14 protein-coding genes and 1 pseudogene are annotated in these 15894 nt (G+C 72.6%); 7 read left to right on the top strand and 8 right to left on the bottom strand.

Annotation, left to right across the window (positions count from 1 at the left end):
* Positions 1–38 precede the first annotated feature (38 nt).
* The 6 genes and pseudogenes from ABS735_RS20875 to ABS735_RS20850 form a co-directional block, all read right to left on the bottom strand.
* Complete coding sequence (locus ABS735_RS20875) at positions 39–1808, bottom strand: FUSC family protein (protein ID WP_373901137.1); 1770 nt, start codon at positions 1806–1808, stop codon at positions 39–41.
* An 801-nt stretch (positions 1809–2609) separates the two neighbouring features.
* The gene (locus ABS735_RS20870; RefSeq protein WP_373901284.1) at positions 2610–3074 is read right to left on the bottom strand and encodes a hypothetical protein; all 465 of its coding nucleotides are present in this window, start codon (positions 3072–3074) and stop codon (positions 2610–2612) included.
* A gap of 103 nt (positions 3075–3177) precedes the next feature.
* A complete protein-coding gene (locus ABS735_RS20865; protein ID WP_373901138.1) occupies positions 3178–3804 on the bottom strand; it encodes a histidine phosphatase family protein in 627 nt (208 codons plus the stop codon).
* A 115-nt stretch (positions 3805–3919) separates the two neighbouring features.
* Positions 3920–6079, bottom strand: coding sequence for a SpoIIE family protein phosphatase (locus tag ABS735_RS20860; protein ID WP_373901139.1), 2160 nt, complete (start codon positions 6077–6079; stop codon positions 3920–3922).
* A 194-nt stretch (positions 6080–6273) separates the two neighbouring features.
* Positions 6274–7458 (bottom strand): type III polyketide synthase, encoded by a 1185-nt coding sequence (locus ABS735_RS20855; protein ID WP_373901140.1) that lies wholly within the window; start codon positions 7456–7458, stop codon positions 6274–6276.
* Positions 7459–7762: 304 nt separating this feature from the next.
* Positions 7763–7876 (bottom strand): annotated as a pseudogene (locus ABS735_RS20850) (TetR/AcrR family transcriptional regulator); the annotation flags it as partial.
* Between ABS735_RS20850 and ABS735_RS20845 the strand changes: the two are divergent.
* Positions 7872–8336: a hypothetical protein gene (locus ABS735_RS20845; RefSeq protein WP_373901293.1), complete on the top strand. Its 465-nt coding sequence runs from the start codon at positions 7872–7874 to the stop codon at positions 8334–8336. The pseudogene ABS735_RS20850 and the gene ABS735_RS20845 sit on opposite strands and share 5 nt — an antisense overlap.
* A gap of 75 nt (positions 8337–8411) precedes the next feature.
* On the opposite strand, the gene ABS735_RS20840 is transcribed toward ABS735_RS20845, so the two are convergent.
* Entirely contained in the window at positions 8412–8867 is a 456-nt protein-coding gene (locus tag ABS735_RS20840; RefSeq protein WP_373901141.1) for a DoxX family protein, read from the bottom strand.
* A gap of 321 nt (positions 8868–9188) precedes the next feature.
* On the opposite strand from ABS735_RS20840, the gene ABS735_RS20835 reads away from it, so the two are divergent.
* The 3 genes from ABS735_RS20835 to ABS735_RS20825 all read left to right on the top strand — a co-directional run bounded on the left by ABS735_RS20835 (position 9189) and on the right by ABS735_RS20825 (position 11597).
* Complete coding sequence (locus tag ABS735_RS20835; protein ID WP_373901142.1) at positions 9189–9935, top strand: lytic polysaccharide monooxygenase; 747 nt, start codon at positions 9189–9191, stop codon at positions 9933–9935.
* Between the two features lie 202 nt (positions 9936–10137).
* The gene (locus ABS735_RS20830) at positions 10138–10569 is read left to right on the top strand and encodes an NfeD family protein (RefSeq protein WP_373901143.1); all 432 of its coding nucleotides are present in this window, start codon (positions 10138–10140) and stop codon (positions 10567–10569) included.
* Between the two features lie 2 nt (positions 10570–10571).
* The gene (locus ABS735_RS20825) at positions 10572–11597 is read left to right on the top strand and encodes an SPFH domain-containing protein (protein ID WP_373901144.1); all 1026 of its coding nucleotides are present in this window, start codon (positions 10572–10574) and stop codon (positions 11595–11597) included.
* 84 nt (positions 11598–11681) lie between these two features.
* Here the strand turns inward: ABS735_RS20825 and ABS735_RS20820 are convergent, their stop codons facing one another.
* Positions 11682–12602, bottom strand: coding sequence for a DUF3152 domain-containing protein (locus ABS735_RS20820; protein ID WP_373901145.1), 921 nt, complete (start codon positions 12600–12602; stop codon positions 11682–11684).
* Positions 12603–12715: 113 nt separating this feature from the next.
* Here ABS735_RS20820 and ABS735_RS20815 point away from each other — a divergent pair, with 113 nt between their 5' ends.
* From ABS735_RS20815 to ABS735_RS20805, 3 genes are read left to right on the top strand one after another with little or no spacing between them, the layout of a single operon-like run.
* On the top strand, positions 12716–13405 hold the full coding sequence (locus ABS735_RS20815) for a response regulator (RefSeq protein ID WP_373901147.1): 690 nt from the start codon (positions 12716–12718) through the stop codon (positions 13403–13405).
* 26 nt (positions 13406–13431) lie between these two features.
* A complete protein-coding gene (locus tag ABS735_RS20810; protein ID WP_373901285.1) occupies positions 13432–15021 on the top strand; it encodes an ATP-binding protein in 1590 nt (529 codons plus the stop codon).
* Positions 15018–15695: a GerMN domain-containing protein gene (locus ABS735_RS20805; RefSeq protein ID WP_373901149.1), complete on the top strand. Its 678-nt coding sequence runs from the start codon at positions 15018–15020 to the stop codon at positions 15693–15695. The genes ABS735_RS20810 and ABS735_RS20805 overlap by 4 nt, the downstream gene beginning before the upstream one ends.
* The last annotated feature ends 199 nt before the right edge of the window (positions 15696–15894 follow it).

The raw sequence follows: 15894 nt of genomic DNA, 5'->3' as shown, positions 1-15894 counted from the left end.
TGGGTCTACCCTTCCCGTCGCCGGAAAACGGACCGGCGTCATGCCGACGGACGGCGGTGCAGCTTCTCCAGCAGGTCGTACGCGCTCTCCTCGGCGGCCGCGACCTCGGCGGGGTCCAGTCCTGCGGGCCACAGCTCGCCGGCGGCCGCGTCGTCGGCCTCGCGCAGCTCCACCACGGCCGCGGCCAGTTGCGCCTGGACTGCGGGCGATGGTTTCGACGTCTCCTCGAGCGCCGACTCGGCATGTTCAGCCGACCTCCTGCACGCGGCGAGGGCGCGTTCGGTCCGCTGGGCGGCGTGGTCGTGGACGACCACCATCGCGCACAGCAGGCCGACGACGATCCCGAGGAGACTGCCCAGCAGCCGGTGATGGACCAGCTCGCCGGCGGGGGCCGGTTCGGCCAGCTCGCTCAGCAACAGCGCGATGGGGGTGATGAACACGACCCCCAGACCGTAGTTGCGCACCACGATGTACTCCAGCAGGAACTCCATCAGCACGACGACCACCGTGAGCGCCACGGGAGCCGGATGCATGCCCAGCACGGCGAGGGCCAGCAGCACTCCGAAGACCGTTCCGACGGTGCGCTGCACGGCTCGCTGGGCGGTGGTCCTCAGGTTGACGGAGTGCAGTACGGCGGCTGCCGAGATCGCCGCCCAGTATCCGTGGTGCAGGCCCAGGAGCACGGCCAGCCCGCCGGCGGCCGCGGTGCCCAGGGCCATCCGCAGTGCGGGTATGGCCAGCACGGAGACGTGATCGGGGATGCCGAGGCGCCGCAGGCCCAGCAGCTCGGCCGCACGCCGGGCGACGCGGTCGACCGGTGCCCGGCCGGAACCTGTCGCCGGCGTCCCCCGCCCCTCGGGCTCCGGTCCCGGCGGCCACGGCAGCTCGGGCAGCAGAGCAGGAGCCCTGCGACGCCGGTCCGTCAGGAGGCGGGCCTGCCGGCGCAGGAGGGTCGCAGTGCCCACCGGGTCGGTGAGGCCCTGGCGTGCCGAGCCGACCAGCAACGACCAGGACAGGTGACTGAGCCGTACGAAGGACGAGGCGCGGTGGTGCCGCAGCGGTTCCGTGGCCGGTACGAGCCCGAGCGAACGGTAGGCGTTGAGCACGGCGTGGGTCGCCAGGTGCCGAGCCCGGCCCGCGGCAGCCTCGGACGGGGCGACCAGGAGATCGGCCACCGCCCGCAGCGCCGCGGCCACGGCCAGCCGCTGCGGACGGTCGGGGTGGACGAGCCACCCCGATATACCGAGGGCCCACGCCGCCACGGCTCCCGCGGCGGCCAGCGCGGTCTGGGGGAGGACATCGGCAATGGTCGAGGGGTCATTGGCCGCCACGGCGAACGAGAACAGCAGCATGACCGCTCCCAGCCCGCTCAGTCGCGTCGCGTCACAGGCCAGCTTGGCCAGCCCGGCGACGACCGCGGTCGCCGCGACCACGACCGCGTCTCCTGCTCCGCCCGCCCAGGGCCGGGCCCAGGCGCCCAGGGCCGATCCGCAGCCTACGCAGGCCGTCATGGCCACCGCGACGACGGCGAGCGCGCGGGCGCGCCGTGGGTACGGCAGGTTGCGGCCGAACGTGGTCGTGAAGCTGCCCAGCATGGCGTACACGGCGAGGTCGGGACGCCCCGCCCGGGTGAGCGGCAGTGCCAGCCAGCCCATGGCCAGTGCCGAGCGTGCCGCGAAGAGAAGGGCACCGTCCGCCGAGTGCAGGGCGAAGGCACCGCGGGGCGCGAGTGTGCGGACCGCGTCGGTCGTGAAGCGCCTGAAGCCGTGCCGGGAAACGGTCCGCAGGACGCGGCGCGGAGAGAGCATGACCGGCGGATCACCGGGCCCGGTCGTGCGGTTCCCGACGGGGGAACCGGGAGCGCTGCGGGAACGGCTTCCGCACGGATCGGATGGACAGGGACACCATGACCTCGGGGGAGGGTGAACAGTTCTTCGCGCATGACTGCGCGGGGCGGACGGACGACGACGGGCCCGGCGCTCGGCTTTCGGCGGTCGCCTCCTGCGGGTCCCGGTGAGCGTGGTCCATCACCTCGTCCATGTCGTCCGTCGCCCAACCGAGTTGCTCCGCACGCGGCGCCACCTGCCGCAGGCAGTCGGCGTCGCCGGCGCCGGATCGACCGCCTTCGCCTGCTGCCCGTCGCCCAGCAGCTCCTCGACGTCGATGGAAACCTCCCGGTCGGAGCGTGCATCCAACACTCTGGCGTCCGGCTCGGCCGGGCGCCTGTGCGGGTGCGGTCCCGCGGCCGGGAACCGCGACCGCGTTCGTGCGCTGTGCGCGGAAGCAGCTTTCATCCCTGTCCGGAAAGTGTCAAAGAGGTGGTTTCGATGAGGTGATAAGCGGCGCTTGTCGACGGATCGAGACCCTGAGACGGTCCGGGGCCCCTCGGCCCTCGGCCCCGGGCAGGTCCGCTTGCGAGCACGACCGTCGTGTCTGCGGTCCGGACCTGAGCGATTCGACGACGCGTTCGTGCGTCCATCCGGTGGTCCCAGCCCGTGACGAGCCCTGCGACCAGCTTGATGGCGGTGGCCGGAATGCTGGTGCCGAAGAGGTGGGACGGCGGGCAGGGGCACACGACGGTCGTGCGGATCGCCGGGCCGGCAGCACCCTCAGTGCCGCCGCTGCGACGCCGTGACGATGCCGTAGGTGACCAGGCCGTACGCGAGGTGCGGGACCACGTCCGAGGCCCAGTCGCGGCTGCTCCAGGTTCTGGGGTCGCTGACCCCGAGACGGGCGATGGGCACGTCCGTGCAGGCCATCGCCGACGCTCCGGTGAGCAGGGCGCCCAGCCACAGTGGAGCGCGTCCCCCGGCTCCGTGGAGCAGCGACGCCGCGACGCCGACACCGGCTCCCGTGGCGATGCCCGCCAGCGCCCCCAGTGCGGAGAGCCGGTTCTCGCGTCCCGCCGTGTCCGGCAGCGGATGGCCCGACCGGGCGGTGAGCCTGTCCACCACGGCCGAGGGCACGTTACTGGCCGCTCGGCCCCGCACCGCCATGTCGGCGTAGCTGACGGCGTTCAGCGCGCTCGTACCGGCAGCGCCCGCCGCGCACCCCCACACGATGTTTCGGAGGATCATGCCGTCCTGGGTTCCCAGGGCGGCGGTGGTCAACCGCCTCGTTCTCGCCCAATGGCTGAACGAACCGGAGAGCCGGGCAGCGCGCCGGGGCGTGTCCTCGTCAGACCCGCACTCCGGGCGGGAAACCCGTCCACCGCAGCTCGGCCGGCAGGTGCCGCATGTCGTTGGAGAGGAGGACGGAGGCCGCCCGGCCGGGGGCGTAGCGGATGACGGTGAGGGCCGCGTTGCAGTGGTTGAGGCCGAGCCACCGCCACTTCGGCGCGTGCATGGCGTCCCGGACCAGCCAGGCGATGAGGAAGTTGTGGGTGACGACCAGTTCGTGCCGGTCCTCCGTGCCGTCCGTCACCGCCCCCGTGAACCGGCGCAGCGCCTGGCGGGCGAGCCGTGGACCGTGCTTGCGTTCCTCGTCATCGGCACCGGCGAGGAAACGGAGGTAGAATTCCGCCGACTCGGCCGGGAGTTCGGACCGCTCCGGTATGTGGGGCACGTAGTCGCCGGCGATCTCCGAGACGCGCGGAGTGACGCCGGCCAGTTGGTCCGCGACCAGGCGCGCGGTCTGTTCCGCCCGCGGCAGGGGGCCGTGGTGGACGGCGGTGAACGGGATGTCCCGCAGGCGTCGGCCGAGGAGGGTTGCCTGGCGCCGACCGGTGTCCGTCAGCTCGCTCTCGTCCGGTGACGCTTCGCCGTGCCGGGCGAGGTAGAGGTAACGGGTGGCCGTGCCGGTCATCTCGAGCTCCTTGGGGCGCACTGTGATCCTGTGCTTCGGCGATCTTGTGCTTCGGACGTCGCTTCCCTGTGCCCCGGTTCCCTTCAGACACCGGGCGTACGGTCCCGCAGCCACCTCACCGCACGACCTCCGCCCAGACCACCTTGCCCGTCTCCGTCCAGCGCACCCCCCACCGGGTGGTGAGCCGGTGCACCACGTGCAGGCCGCGGCCACCGTCGTCGAGGAGCGCGCCACGGCCCAGCCGCGGCCTGCCGTTGCCGGTGTCGCCGACCTCGCACAGCAGGCCGGGACCGGCCCTGATCAGCCGCACCGTGATGGGGCCGCCCGCGTAGCGGACCGCGTTGGTGACGAGCTCGCTGACCAGGAGCAGCACGCTGTCCCGGGTGCTGTCCCTGGTGCGCCACTGCCGCAGCAGCGCGGAGACCAGCGCGCGGGCCCGCGCGGCCGCGTCGTCGCGGGCGGGCAGCCGCCAGGTGGCGGTGTCCCCCTTCCGGTAGCCGATCATGCGCGCGAGCAGCAGGGTCACGTCGTCGCGCTGGTGCGCCGGCATCACCTCGGAGACCACCCGCCGCGCGGCCTGCTGCAGCGTGTCCCAGGGGTGCACCGCGGACACGGCGTCCGCCAGCCTGCCGATGCCCTCGTCGATCGGCACGGCCGGATCCTCGACCAGGCCGTCCGTGTAGAGGGCGAGCAGGGAGCCCGGGGGCGCGACGAACGTGTGCACGCCGAACGGCTCCCGCAGCGCGAACTCGGCGCCCAGACCGGGGTGCGGGTGGACCGCGAGGGGGCCGGCGCGTCCGTCCGGCGACACCAGGATCGGGGGGAGGTGGCCCGCGCTGGACAACGCCACCCGGTGGCTGACGGGGTCGTAGACGGCGATGCAGCAGGTCGACCCGAGGGCGCTGTAGCCGGCCGCCAGCCCGGACTCCGCGTCGTCCAGCAGTGACACGGTCTCGTCCAGGTGCTCCAGCACCTCGTCGGGCGCGAGCCCCGCGGACAGCAGCGCGCGGGCCTCCATGCTCAACTGGCCCATGGTCGCCGCGGCTCCCAGGCCGTGGCCGACGACGTCACCGACCACCAGCGCGGTACGTCCGTCCGGCAGCGGGAAGCTGTTCACCCAGTCCCCGCCGACGCCCGCGCTGTCGGGGGTGGTGGGCTGGTAGACGCTGGCGGTCTGGACGGTGCCACCGCCGGACCGCGGCAGCAGCCGGCGCTGCAGGGCCAGCACCTGCGTGTGCTCGCGCTGGTGCTGGCGGGCCAGATCCACGTGATGCGAGGTCCTGGCCACCAGTTCCTGCAGGTCGAACAGCTCGCTGTCGGCGAAGGGACGGTCCGCCCGCCGCCAGACCTCCGCCACGCCCAGGACGACCGGCGGATCGCCTTCCAGGACCAGCGGCACGCACGCCACCCCCGCCGACCGGTCCCCCGGCACGAGGGCACGTACCAGCCGCGGACTTCCGAGTACGCGCTCGATCGCCTCGCGGTCGGGGATGACGACGGACTGCGGGGCGTCGGCCCGCCGTATCGCCTGCGCCAGCAGACGACTCGCGTCGCTCGGGAGGTCTTCGCCCAGGGTGACGTAGCCCTCGGGCCACGCCCGGTCCGGAACCAGGGCCGCCCGCCGCAGCCGGATGCGGCCCTGCGCCCGCTCGGTGACGCCCTCGCCCGTCCACACCGCGAAGTCGAGGTCGATGGCGGCCACGTCTCCCCAGGCCAGCAGGGACTCCGCGAGCGACTGCGCGGTCTCGCCGATGTCCAGCGAGGTGCCGATCGCGGTCTCGGCGGCGTACAGGTGAAGCCGCCTGGCCATGGCGATCAAGGAGACGGTCAGGCCCTCCTGGGGAGCCGCTGCGGGCAGGATGCTCATCGAGACCACCAGCTCCGACCCGTCGGCCCGCCGCAGGCGCTGGACCCGGGCGACGTGCGCCTCACCGGTCTCCAGGACCTGCCGCAACCGCCGGGTGACCGTCGGTACGTCCCCCCGCGGCAGGAGATCGACGAACGGACTCCCGATCACGGCGTCCAGCCCCGCGAAGACGGGGGCCTCGAGATTGCGGTGGGTGACTCTCAGCTCCCGGTCGAGATTGACCGCACCGAGGATCTGCTCCTGACGGCCGCCTGCCGGACCGTCGTGATCCGGCGGGTGTCCGGCGGGGTCGGCCTGCGACTCGGCAGGGTCGGGCCCCGCCGCTCCGCCACGCGGGATGTAGCGCCCCAAGGCGCTGCTGACCAGGTCGAACGGCGACGAGGACGAAGAGGGGGGTGTGGAGTCCATGCGGCTCCCTCAGCTCACTCGCCACCCCCGGCACAGTGCCGGGGCCGTACCCGAACCCGTGCGGAAGAGCCCCCGAGTATCCCGACCGCACACCCCATTCAATAACACCCGCGGACGCTTCGCCCACACCAGCGGATCTCGCAGCAGACACGGACAGTGACGGTGCCCCGTCTCCGATCTCCGCAGCCTCCCCCTTACAGCCACTCCCCTTCCAGAGCGGTGGCCGTGAGGCCGGGGGCCGCCGCGTACAGGACGGCACGGCTGCCGGCCTTCTGCCCGGCGTCGTGTGCCCGGCGCAGGATGTCGAACACGGCGGCGCCCCCGCGGTTGCCGCTGGTGTAGCTGTCCCGGCTGTACTCCAGGAGCCCCGACGGCCACTCGTCGGGCATCGTCTGCTCCATGTACTCCAGCACCCGGGTACCGCCGGGGTGCGCGAGCAGGACGTCGGGGTGCCAGCAGGCGGGGTCGTCCTCGTAACGGACACGGAGCCACTCCCACATCGCGGTGACCGTGTCCTGCACCGCCCGCGGCCCGCGGCGGTCCATCACGAAGTGGGTGCCGTCCGCCCGCGTCTCCAGGCGGTGCAGGTCCTGCGTGCCCGGCAGGGTGTGGTGCCAGGAGGCGTCCAGCCGGAGCACCGACTCGGGCCTCGGGCGGCCCGTGACCACCGCGGCGACCGCGGTGTCCGCGAACAGCAGCCGGACGATCAGGGATTCCAGGGTGTCGTCCGCGGGCTGATAGGTCGTGCTCAGCGCCTCGGAGATCACGACCAGGACCACCCGGTCGGGGTCCGCCGCCACCAGATCAGCCGCCAGCGCCAGGGAACGGGTCCCGGCCACACAGGCCCACTGCGTGGCGGGCAGCAGCATGGTGTCGCCGCGCAGCGGAAGCCGGTTGGCCAGGGCGACGTCCAGTCCGGGCAGTGCCGGGGTGGTGGAGTTGCTGGTGATCAGGCAGTCGACGTCCGCGGCGTCCAGTCCGGCGATCTGCAGGGCTCCGCGCGCCGCACGCTCCCCGTAGGACTGCACGGCCTCCCAGGCCGGCGCGGTGCGCTCCTGAACGGTCTGCGGTGCGGGTACCGCCTCGAGAGCGGCGATCACGCGGTCCGCGTCCTGCTCGGTGAACCCGTCGCGGATCAGCGCCTCCCGGGCGGGCCCTGCGCCTGCGGACCCCGGACCGCTCCCGTTGCCGGGCGCGACGGCGGCCTCCAGGGGAAGCATCCAGCCGCGGGTCTCGATACCCGTACTGGCCGCGATGCCGTCGACCCTCGGGGCCCACGCCGCGTGTGGGTGCCGGCCGTGTACTTCCGCCACGATCTCTCGGGTGTCCACGGAGTGCTCGCCGTGTATCACGGCGGGAGGGCACAGGTATGCGGCCACAATCGGCACCTTTCTACGGAGTCTGCTGTGTGCAGGTGTGCAGGTGTGCAGGTGTTCGGGCGAGGGGCGAAGCGGGTGAGCTGTCGGGGAAGGGGAGCGTCACGCGTGCTGTGGCGTGGCTCACTTCAGTACGGGGCGGCCAAGTCGTCGGCGGTGCGCGGCACTTCGGGCGGCGCCTCCTGCTTCGAGCATGGGCGCGAAAGGGGCATTTACGCAGTGACCCACGCAACTTGGGAGGCTTCGGGATGCGTGAGACGGCGCACACGTCGAAGGTCGCCTCGGCGGCGAGCGGTCGCGGCCGGTTCTACTGGCCGGTCCGGTGAAGTGCCGTGATACCGGCGAGGGCGAGGGTGCTTCCGGCGAGGAACTGCTCGCGGTCGTCGTGGCCGCGCACCTCGGCCGCGACGGCCCGGGTGAAGGCATCTGCCCCGGCGGCCCGCGGCAAAACAGCCGGCGCCCATCTCTTCTCACCGTTCGGGAGCGCTGTTGTCGAGACCACCGCCCGGTACCGGCCCGACGACGTCGGCCGTACCTCGGGCGTGCTGATGGGTGCCGACCTGGTCGCCCAGATCGACGCCCGGCTGGACCGGCTCGGCAGGCCCCTGGTCGACGACGACGTCGAGCCCTTCACCCGGGTGCTGTACGAGACCTGCCGCGCCCTTCCGGCCGCCGGGTCGATCTACCGGCACGCCTCCGTCTACGCCGCCTTCACCGGCATCCACAACGTCACCGGCATGCCGGCGATGTCCGTCCCCTTCGGCCACGACGGCCGGGGTCTGCCGCTCGGTGTCCAGTTCGCCGCCCGGCTCGGCGGAGAGGGGACGCTGCTCGCCCTGGGGGCACAGCTGGAGCGCTCGGCACCGTGGGTGACGGCGTGACCGCGTCCGTCTTCGGGGCGGAGGGCAGGACGGAGCCGGGCGTGCCGACCGTCGGCGTGGCCGGCACGCGTCCGCTCAGGCGGACGTCGGCGTGTCCGTGGGCAGCGCCCTGGTGACCGACCGGCCGCCCTCCCCCCGGCGGGGGCGCAGGCGGGAGGCCAGACTCCAGCGGCCCGGGCCGACGGCGGCGACCAGGAGGAAGGACCAGCAGAACATGGCCGCGTTCTCCCCGCCGTTCTCGATGGGGAAGAGCCCGTCGGGCTGGTGCTCGACGAAGTAGGCGTAGGCCATGGACCCGGAGCACAGGATGGCCGCGGTACGGGTAGCGAGGCCGCACAGCACCAGTGTGCCGCCGACGAGTTGCACCACTGCGGCCCACCAGCCGGGCCACGCGGCGAAGCCGGGTGCGGCTCCGCGTGGACCGCCCAGGACGTCGAAGAGGGTGGCGGCTCCGTGGCAGGCGAACAGCAGGCCTACGACGATGCGGAAGAGCGCGATCACGTGCTCCCTGCGTTTTTCCAGCGCTTCCAACGGTGGTGCTCCTCTCTTGCGCAGCGACCGCGGAGGGACCGCGGAGGGACCGGGCGGTCGGTGGGGATGGTGCGCAGCACGGGGCGGGGCCGACGGCGTCCCGAGGGAGGGGGGAGACGCGCGGCCCATTCGACTGTCAACCATCACGACGACCCTTGTCTAGACCAATAGCGCAACGAGTTGCCCGCGAGGGGAGTCGCGTCAAGTCCGCACCGTCGGTTGCCGGTTGATGTTGCGCGGGCTCTTGACCGGACCGGCTCCGCCGCTATGGTCTAGACCTGAACTTGTCAGGTCTAGACCTGTATCCGAAAGGGGCACGACATGCGCACCAAGAGACGGGTGGCCTTCGCGGTCGGGGCGCTGGTCGCTCCGCTGCTCGCCGTCAGCCTTCCGGCGAGCATGGCCAACGCCCACGGGTGGGTGACCTCGCCCGGCAGCCGGCAGGACCAGTGCGCCGCGGGGATCGTCGACTGCGGTCAGATCAAGTACGAGCCGCAGAGCGTCGAGGGCCCGAAGGGTCTGAACAGCTGCAGCGGCGGAAACAGCCAGTTCGCCGAACTCGACGACGACAGCAAGGGCTGGCGGGTCACACCGGTCGGCACCACGCACACCTTCACCTGGCACCACACGGCACGGCACGCCACCGCCAACTGGCAGTACTTCATCGGCAACCAGAAGATCGCCGAATTCGACGGCAACGGTGCGCAGCCGGCCCCGGACGTGAGTCATCAGGTGAACTTCGGCGGCTTCACCGGCCGCCAGAAGGTGCTGGCCGTCTGGAACGTGGCGGACACCGGCAACGCCTTCTACTCCTGCATCGACGTCAACATCGGCGGCAGCGGCGGAGGTGACGGAGGCGGCGACGGAGGCGGCGACGGCGGTGGAGACGGAGACCCGGGCGCCTGCGACGCGCCGCTGTGGAACGCCGGCAGCGTCTACGGCGGCGGCGACACCGTCTCCTACGGCGGTCACAACTGGCGCGCCAAGTGGTGGGTGACGGGCGAGGAGCCCGGCACCACCGGCGAGTGGGGTGTCTGGGAAGACCTCGGAGCCTGCGCGGCCGCGTGACCGAATGACCGAATGGCGGAATGACCGAATGCTCGCGTGACCGTGACGGACCGGCGCGCGCCGACCGCGGCGCGCGCCGCCCCGCGGGCACCGAGCCGTGGGGCGGTGCGCCGCGGACCGGCTTCCCGACGCCCACCGATGACGAACGGGTCCGCTTTTCCCGAAAGCCGGTAAAATAATTGAAAAGCGGAAGGGGGTCGCAATGGATCCGTGGCTGATCTGGCTGATCGTTTCGGCGGTTCTGATCGTGGCGGAGATCTTCACCCTGACCGCCGCGCTCGGAATGCTCGGAGTGGCCGCGCTGATCACTTCCGGATCCGCGGCGGCCGGTCTTTCCACGCCTTTTCAATTCCTGGTGTTCACGGTCGTCGCCGCTGTCACCCTCCTCTTCCTGCGCCCCGTCGCCCTCCGCCACCTGCTCCAGCCCCAGACCGAGCGATTCGGCGTGGACGCCCTGGTCGGCCAGGCCGCCTACGTCGTCTCCGACGTGACGGGAATGGAGGGGAGGGTCCGTATCGGCGGTGAGGAATGGACGGCCCGTTCCTACGACGAGACGCTGGTGATTCCCCGGGGTGCGACCGTCGACGTCCTGGAGATCAGCGGCACCACCGCATTCGTCTATCCCCGGGAGTGACCATGGAAGCCTCGGCGTTCCTCATCGCCGGTGTGATCGTCGCGCTTCTCGCCGTTTTCACCGTGGTACGGGCGGTGCGCATCGTGCCGCAGGCCCGCGCCCGAAACGTCGAACGGCTCGGCCGCTACCACCGCACGCTGAAACCCGGGCTCAGCGTGGTCATTCCGTACATCGACCGGGTCTATCCGGTGATCGACCTGCGCGAGCAGGTCGTCTCCTTCAAGCCCCAACCGGTCATCACCGAGGACAACCTGGTAGTCGAGATCGACACCGTGCTGTACTTCCAGGTCACCGATCCGCGCGCGGCCTTCTACGAGATCGCGAACTTCCTCCAGGCGGTCGAACAGCTCACCGTCACCACCTTGCGCAACGTGGTGGGATCCATGGATCTGGAGAAGACCCTCACCTCGCGCGACACCATCAACAGCCAACTGCGCGGGGTGCTCGACGAGGCCACCGGCAAATGGGGGCTGCGGGTGAACCGGGTGGAGATCAAGGCGATCGACCCGCCGCAGTCCATCAAGGACGCCATGCAGAAGCAGATGCGGGCCGAGCGGGACAAGCGGGCCGCGATCCTGGGCGCGGAAGGCCAGCGCCAGTCGCAGATCCTCACCGCCGAGGGCGACAAGCAGGCCGCCGTCCTGCGCGCCGAGGGCAACCGCACCGCCGAGATCCTCAAGGCGGAGGGGCAGTCCCGGGCCATCGACGAGGTCTTCCAGGCCGTGCACCGCAACGACCCCGACCCCAAGCTGCTGGCCTACCAGTACCTCCAGGTGCTGCCCCAGCTGGCGCAGGGCTCGGGCAGCACGTTCTGGGTCATCCCCAGCGAGGTCACCTCCGCGCTCCAGGGAGTGTCCCGCGCCTTCACCGAAGCGCTGCCGCAGTCGCCGGCCACCCGGGAGAACCCGTCCGACGAGGGCGCCGCACAGGCGGCCAGCGACACGGCGCAGGCCGCGGAGGCCGCCGCCCAGGCCCTCGCCGACGCGGCCAGGGCCAACGGCGTGCCCCCCGAGGGCCACAAGGCGTGACGGCCACGGGGCGACCCGGTTGCCGCCGAAGGCCACCACGAGGGTGCCGTACGGGTCGGAGGACCGGTCCCGTCGACAGTTCGGTCAGCCGAGAGCGGGCCCCGTGATCGGCCGGCCCTCGGCGTCGTAGGGCCAGACGTTGGTGCGGCAGCCGTGCAGCCCCTTGATCTGCTGCATCATCACCGGCGCCGGACGCCCCGCTCCCGGGCACCCCTCGTGACCGTGGCCGAGGAAGTGCCCGACCTCGTGATTGATGATCAAGGCCCGGTACGACGTCACGTCGTCCGCGTAGTACTGCGTGGCCAGCAGCCAACGCTTGAGGTTGACCATGACGTCCTGGCCCACGTCGCAGTTGACCTCGCCGCCGGTGTCCAGGCCGTACTGGCCGCATATGTCGTCCACCGTCGCCGCCGTGGCGAGCCGCACCCGGAAGTCCGAGGTGCCGCCGGACACCCGCCGGAACCCCACCTTCCCGTCGGCCGTCCAGCCCCGTTCGTCGGCGAGGACGCGCTCGACCTCGGTCGCGACCTCCTGCGCCGAGATCCCGATGCCGTCCTCGACCTGCACCACGTACGTCAGCGTCCGCCCGCTCCCGCCGACCCGGTCGCCGCCGCCCTCGGCGGTCGCGAAGGTCCCGGGTCCGGACGCCGGAATCGAGCCGGGGTCCGGTTTCTCCTCCGTCCCCTTCTCTTCACCCCTCTCGGTGTCCTCCTTCTTCTCGTCCCTCTCCTTCTCCGGCTCGGGCGTGGGCTCGTCCTTCCGCGCCTCCGCCGTCCCGCCGGTCCCCGTCGCCGAGGCCGCACCGGCCGTGTCCGTGGAGCGGTCGGTGGGTTCCGTGGTCCCCTTGAGGGCCAGGCCACCGGCGAGCACCAGGACGGTCCCGGCCGCGAGCCCCGGCCACAGCAGGCGGGGCCGGCCGCCCCGTCGGCGGCGGGCACGGCCGCCGCGGCGGCTGCGGTCCGTGGCGGAGGGCGGTGGGGGAGTCGGTCGGCGGCGCTCGTTCATGATCACAAAGCGTGCCCCCGGCGTGTGATCGTGCGTGGACGCCTTTTGGACCGCTGTGTAACAGCCGTCACCCGTACGCGGACTCCCACCCGCGCACGCGCATACTGAGGTCCATGCCACGGGTCCTGATCATCGAAGACGACCGCGCCGTCCGGGACGGCGTGCTGCTCGCCCTGCGCCGGCAGGGGCACGAGGTCGCCGCCGCCGCGACGGGTGAGGACGGTCTGGAACAGCTCCGGTCGTTCCGGCCCGAGGCCGTGGTCCTCGACCTGATGCTGCCGGGCATGTCCGGACTGGAGGTGTGCCGCCGCATACGCGCCCACGACCAGGTGCCGATCATCATGGCCACCGCCCGCGGCGACGACACCGACATCGTCGTCGGACTCGAGTCCGGAGCCGACGACTACGTCGTCAAACCGGTCCGCGCCCGCGTGCTGGACGCGCGCATACGCGCCGTGCTCCGCCGCGTGGGCAGCGCCTCGGACGACCAGGGCACGCCGCGCACCGAGCATCACGGTGACCTGGTCATCGACCGGGCCGGACTGACCGTCACCCACCAGGGACGCCCGGTCGCCCTCGGCCCCTCCGAACTGCGGCTGCTGCTCACCCTGTCCGCCTCCGCCGGACAGGTGTTCAGCCGTCAGCAGCTCCTCGAGGCCGTGTGGGAGCACAACTACCACGGGGACGCGCGGCTCGTGGACGCCTGCGTCAAGCGACTGCGGTCCAAGATCGGCGAAGTCCCGGGCAGTCCGCGCTACGTCCACACCGTGCGCGGCTTCGGCTACCGGTTCGGACCCCGGTGAGGGTTCCGCCGGTGCTGCGCGCGCTGATGGGGCTGCGCCTGCGGCTGGTGGTGGCTTTCACCCTCGTCGCCGTCGTGGCCACGGTGACCACCGGCGCGCTGACCTTCCGCGAGGCACGGACCGGGGTCCTGCAGCAGAGCCAGGACACGGTGATCGAGGACTTCCGGCACCGCGTCAACGCCCTGGTCCCCAACTACCGTTTCCCGCCCGACGCGGCCGGCCTGCAGTCGTTCGCCGACGACGTGTCCAGGGGCGGGCGGTCCCAGCCGTGGCGGGTGCTGGTCGCCTACCGGGAGGCCCGGGCCACCTCCGCCCCCGGGGACTCGTTCGCGGAACTGTCCCCGGCGATGCGCGAGTCCGTGCGCTCCCGCCGGGCCACCGTGTTCCAGCGCGTGTCGCACGACGGCCACTCCTCACTGGTCGTCGGCATGCCCGTCACCTTCGCCGGCCAGTACAGCACCGAGCGGCGCGCCTCCGGCCTGGAGGTCTACCTCACCGTGCCGCAGCAGGAGGAGCAGGGTTACGTCGACGCGCTGGTCACCGCCATCGAACGCGCCACCGTGCCGGCCCTGGTCCTGGCCGTCCTGATCGCGCTCCTCGCCGCTCGCGGCGTCCTGCGGCCGGTGCGGGCGCTGCGCCGGGCGACCCGCAGCATCGCCGAGGGCCGCCTGGACACCCGGCTCGCGGTGCAGGGCTCCGACGAACTCGCGGACCTGTCCCGCACCTTCAACGAGACCGCCGCGGCGCTGGAGGGCTCGGTGGCGGAACTGCGGCGCATGGAGGCCGGCGCCCGCCGCTTCGCCGCGGACGTCTCGCACGAACTGCGTACTCCGCTGGCGGCGATGTCGGCGGTCGCGGACGTGCTGGACGAGGACGCGGCCGGCCTGGACGACGACACCGCGACGGCCGTACGGCTCATCAGCACGGAGACCACGAAGCTGGCCGCCCTGGTGGACGACCTGATGGAGATCTCCCGGTTCGACGCGGGCGCGGCGGCCCTGCACCTGGACGAGATCGACCTCGCCGAGTCGCTGCGCCGCACGCTCGCCTCCCGCGGCTGGCAGGACACCGTGGAGACCGGCCTGCCGCGACCGGGGGAGCTGCGCGGCCGGGTCGACCCGCGCCGCCTCGACGTGATCGTGGCGAACCTCGTCGCCAACGCCCTCAGGCACGGCGCGCCCCCGGTCCGCCTGGACCTCCGTGTCCAGGACGACCCGCACGCCGGGAGGCAGGCCGTCGTCACGGTCCGCGACGGAGGGGACGGCATCCCCGAGAACGTCCTGCCCCATGTCTTCGACCGCTTCTACAAGTCGGCCGACGCCCGCGCCCGCAGCGAGGGCAGCGGCCTCGGGCTGGCCATCGCCACGGAGAACGCACGCCTGCACGACGGCACCGTCCGGGCGGCCAACCATCCGGAGGGCGGCGCCGTCTTCACGGTCGTCCTGCCGCTGCGGCCGGACGACACGGAGGACCGGAGGACGCACTCGGCCCCGGACTCGCATGCGGACCCGCGTCCGGACCCGGACCCGGGCCCGGGCCCGGATCCGCATGCGGACTCGGACACGGACACGGACTCGGACACGGACTCCGACTCGGCGATGGAGGCCCGGACATGAACCCGTCGGCGCGATCACGGACGGCCACCACGGCCCCGCGTACGCAGCCGCTCGGCCGGGGCCGGCCCGGCCGAAACGCCCGGCGCGCGCTCCCCGTCCTGTTCGCGGCGCTGCTCCCGCTCTCCGCCTGCGGCATCCCCGAGACCGGAGTGGTCGAGGCGGGCGAACCCGCGACCGGTGTCCTGCAGCCGGGCGTCACGGCCGCGCCGTCGGAGACCGCGCCCGAGCCGGTGCCCCTCGTCAAGGTCCCGCTCTACTTCGTCACGGACGGCGCCCTGACGGCGGTCTCCCGCACCGTGGCGGGCTCGACCGACCTCGGCAGCGCCGTGCTCATGCTGTTCAAGGGGCCGGACCCCCAGGAGCGGCGGAGCGGACTGACGACCGAACTGCCGCCCGCCGCCGTGGCTCCCACCATCCGCACCGACGGCGCGGTGGTCAACGTCCAGCTGCCGCGGACCGCCGGAAGCCTCAGCGACACGGCCGTCGACCAACTGGCCTGTACGGTCGCCGTCGCCCGGCTGCGGCAGGACCCGGCACTGGGGAGCGCACAGGTCACCGTCGAGCAGCCCGGCGGCCGGCTGGCCGGCCGCTCCAGCGACGACTGCCCGTCCGGCGCGGCCCGCGAGACCACGGGGCCCCCGGAGACCGCCGAGACCGGCGGAACCGGCGGCTGACGGCTCACGGGCAACCCTCGGCGACGAGCTCACCGAACCCACCGCCTCGTAACCCCGACGCCTCGTCACCCCGACGCCTGTCACCCGAGCCCCGCGCGCGGCGCGGACCCGGAACCGTCCGGTCCGTACCCGCGTGCGCCAGGTGGCCCATCCACCGGACGCCCGGCGCAGACCACGGCGTGGTCGTACGTCTGAGCCC

The sequence above is a fragment of the Streptomyces sp. MMCC 100 genome, from assembly GCF_041538145.2.
Taxonomy (GTDB): Bacteria; Actinomycetota; Actinomycetes; order Streptomycetales; family Streptomycetaceae; genus Streptomyces.
This window is presented reverse-complemented; position numbering and strand designations above follow the sequence as displayed.

What these genes read in the sequence shown, in the direction of transcription:
- ABS735_RS20810 (WP_373901285.1), top strand. Translation starts at nt 13,432, where the DNA reads ATGGGGCTGCGCCTGCGGCTGGTGGTGGCTTTCACCCTCGTCGCCGTC.
- ABS735_RS20865 (WP_373901138.1), bottom strand. Translation starts at nt 3,804, where the DNA reads ATGACCGGCACGGCCACCCGTTACCTCTACCTCGCCCGGCACGGCGAA.
- ABS735_RS20825 (WP_373901144.1), top strand. Translation starts at nt 10,572, where the DNA reads ATGGAAGCCTCGGCGTTCCTCATCGCCGGTGTGATCGTCGCGCTTCTC.
- ABS735_RS20860 (WP_373901139.1), bottom strand. Translation starts at nt 6,079, where the DNA reads ATGGACTCCACACCCCCCTCTTCGTCCTCGTCGCCGTTCGACCTGGTC.
- ABS735_RS20805 (WP_373901149.1), top strand. Translation starts at nt 15,018, where the DNA reads ATGAACCCGTCGGCGCGATCACGGACGGCCACCACGGCCCCGCGTACG.
- ABS735_RS20875 (WP_373901137.1), bottom strand. Translation starts at nt 1,808, where the DNA reads ATGCTCTCTCCGCGCCGCGTCCTGCGGACCGTTTCCCGGCACGGCTTC.
- ABS735_RS20830 (WP_373901143.1), top strand. Translation starts at nt 10,138, where the DNA reads ATGGATCCGTGGCTGATCTGGCTGATCGTTTCGGCGGTTCTGATCGTG.
- ABS735_RS20835 (WP_373901142.1), top strand. Translation starts at nt 9,189, where the DNA reads ATGCGCACCAAGAGACGGGTGGCCTTCGCGGTCGGGGCGCTGGTCGCT.
- ABS735_RS20815 (WP_373901147.1), top strand. Translation starts at nt 12,716, where the DNA reads ATGCCACGGGTCCTGATCATCGAAGACGACCGCGCCGTCCGGGACGGC.
- ABS735_RS20820 (WP_373901145.1), bottom strand. Translation starts at nt 12,602, where the DNA reads ATGAACGAGCGCCGCCGACCGACTCCCCCACCGCCCTCCGCCACGGAC.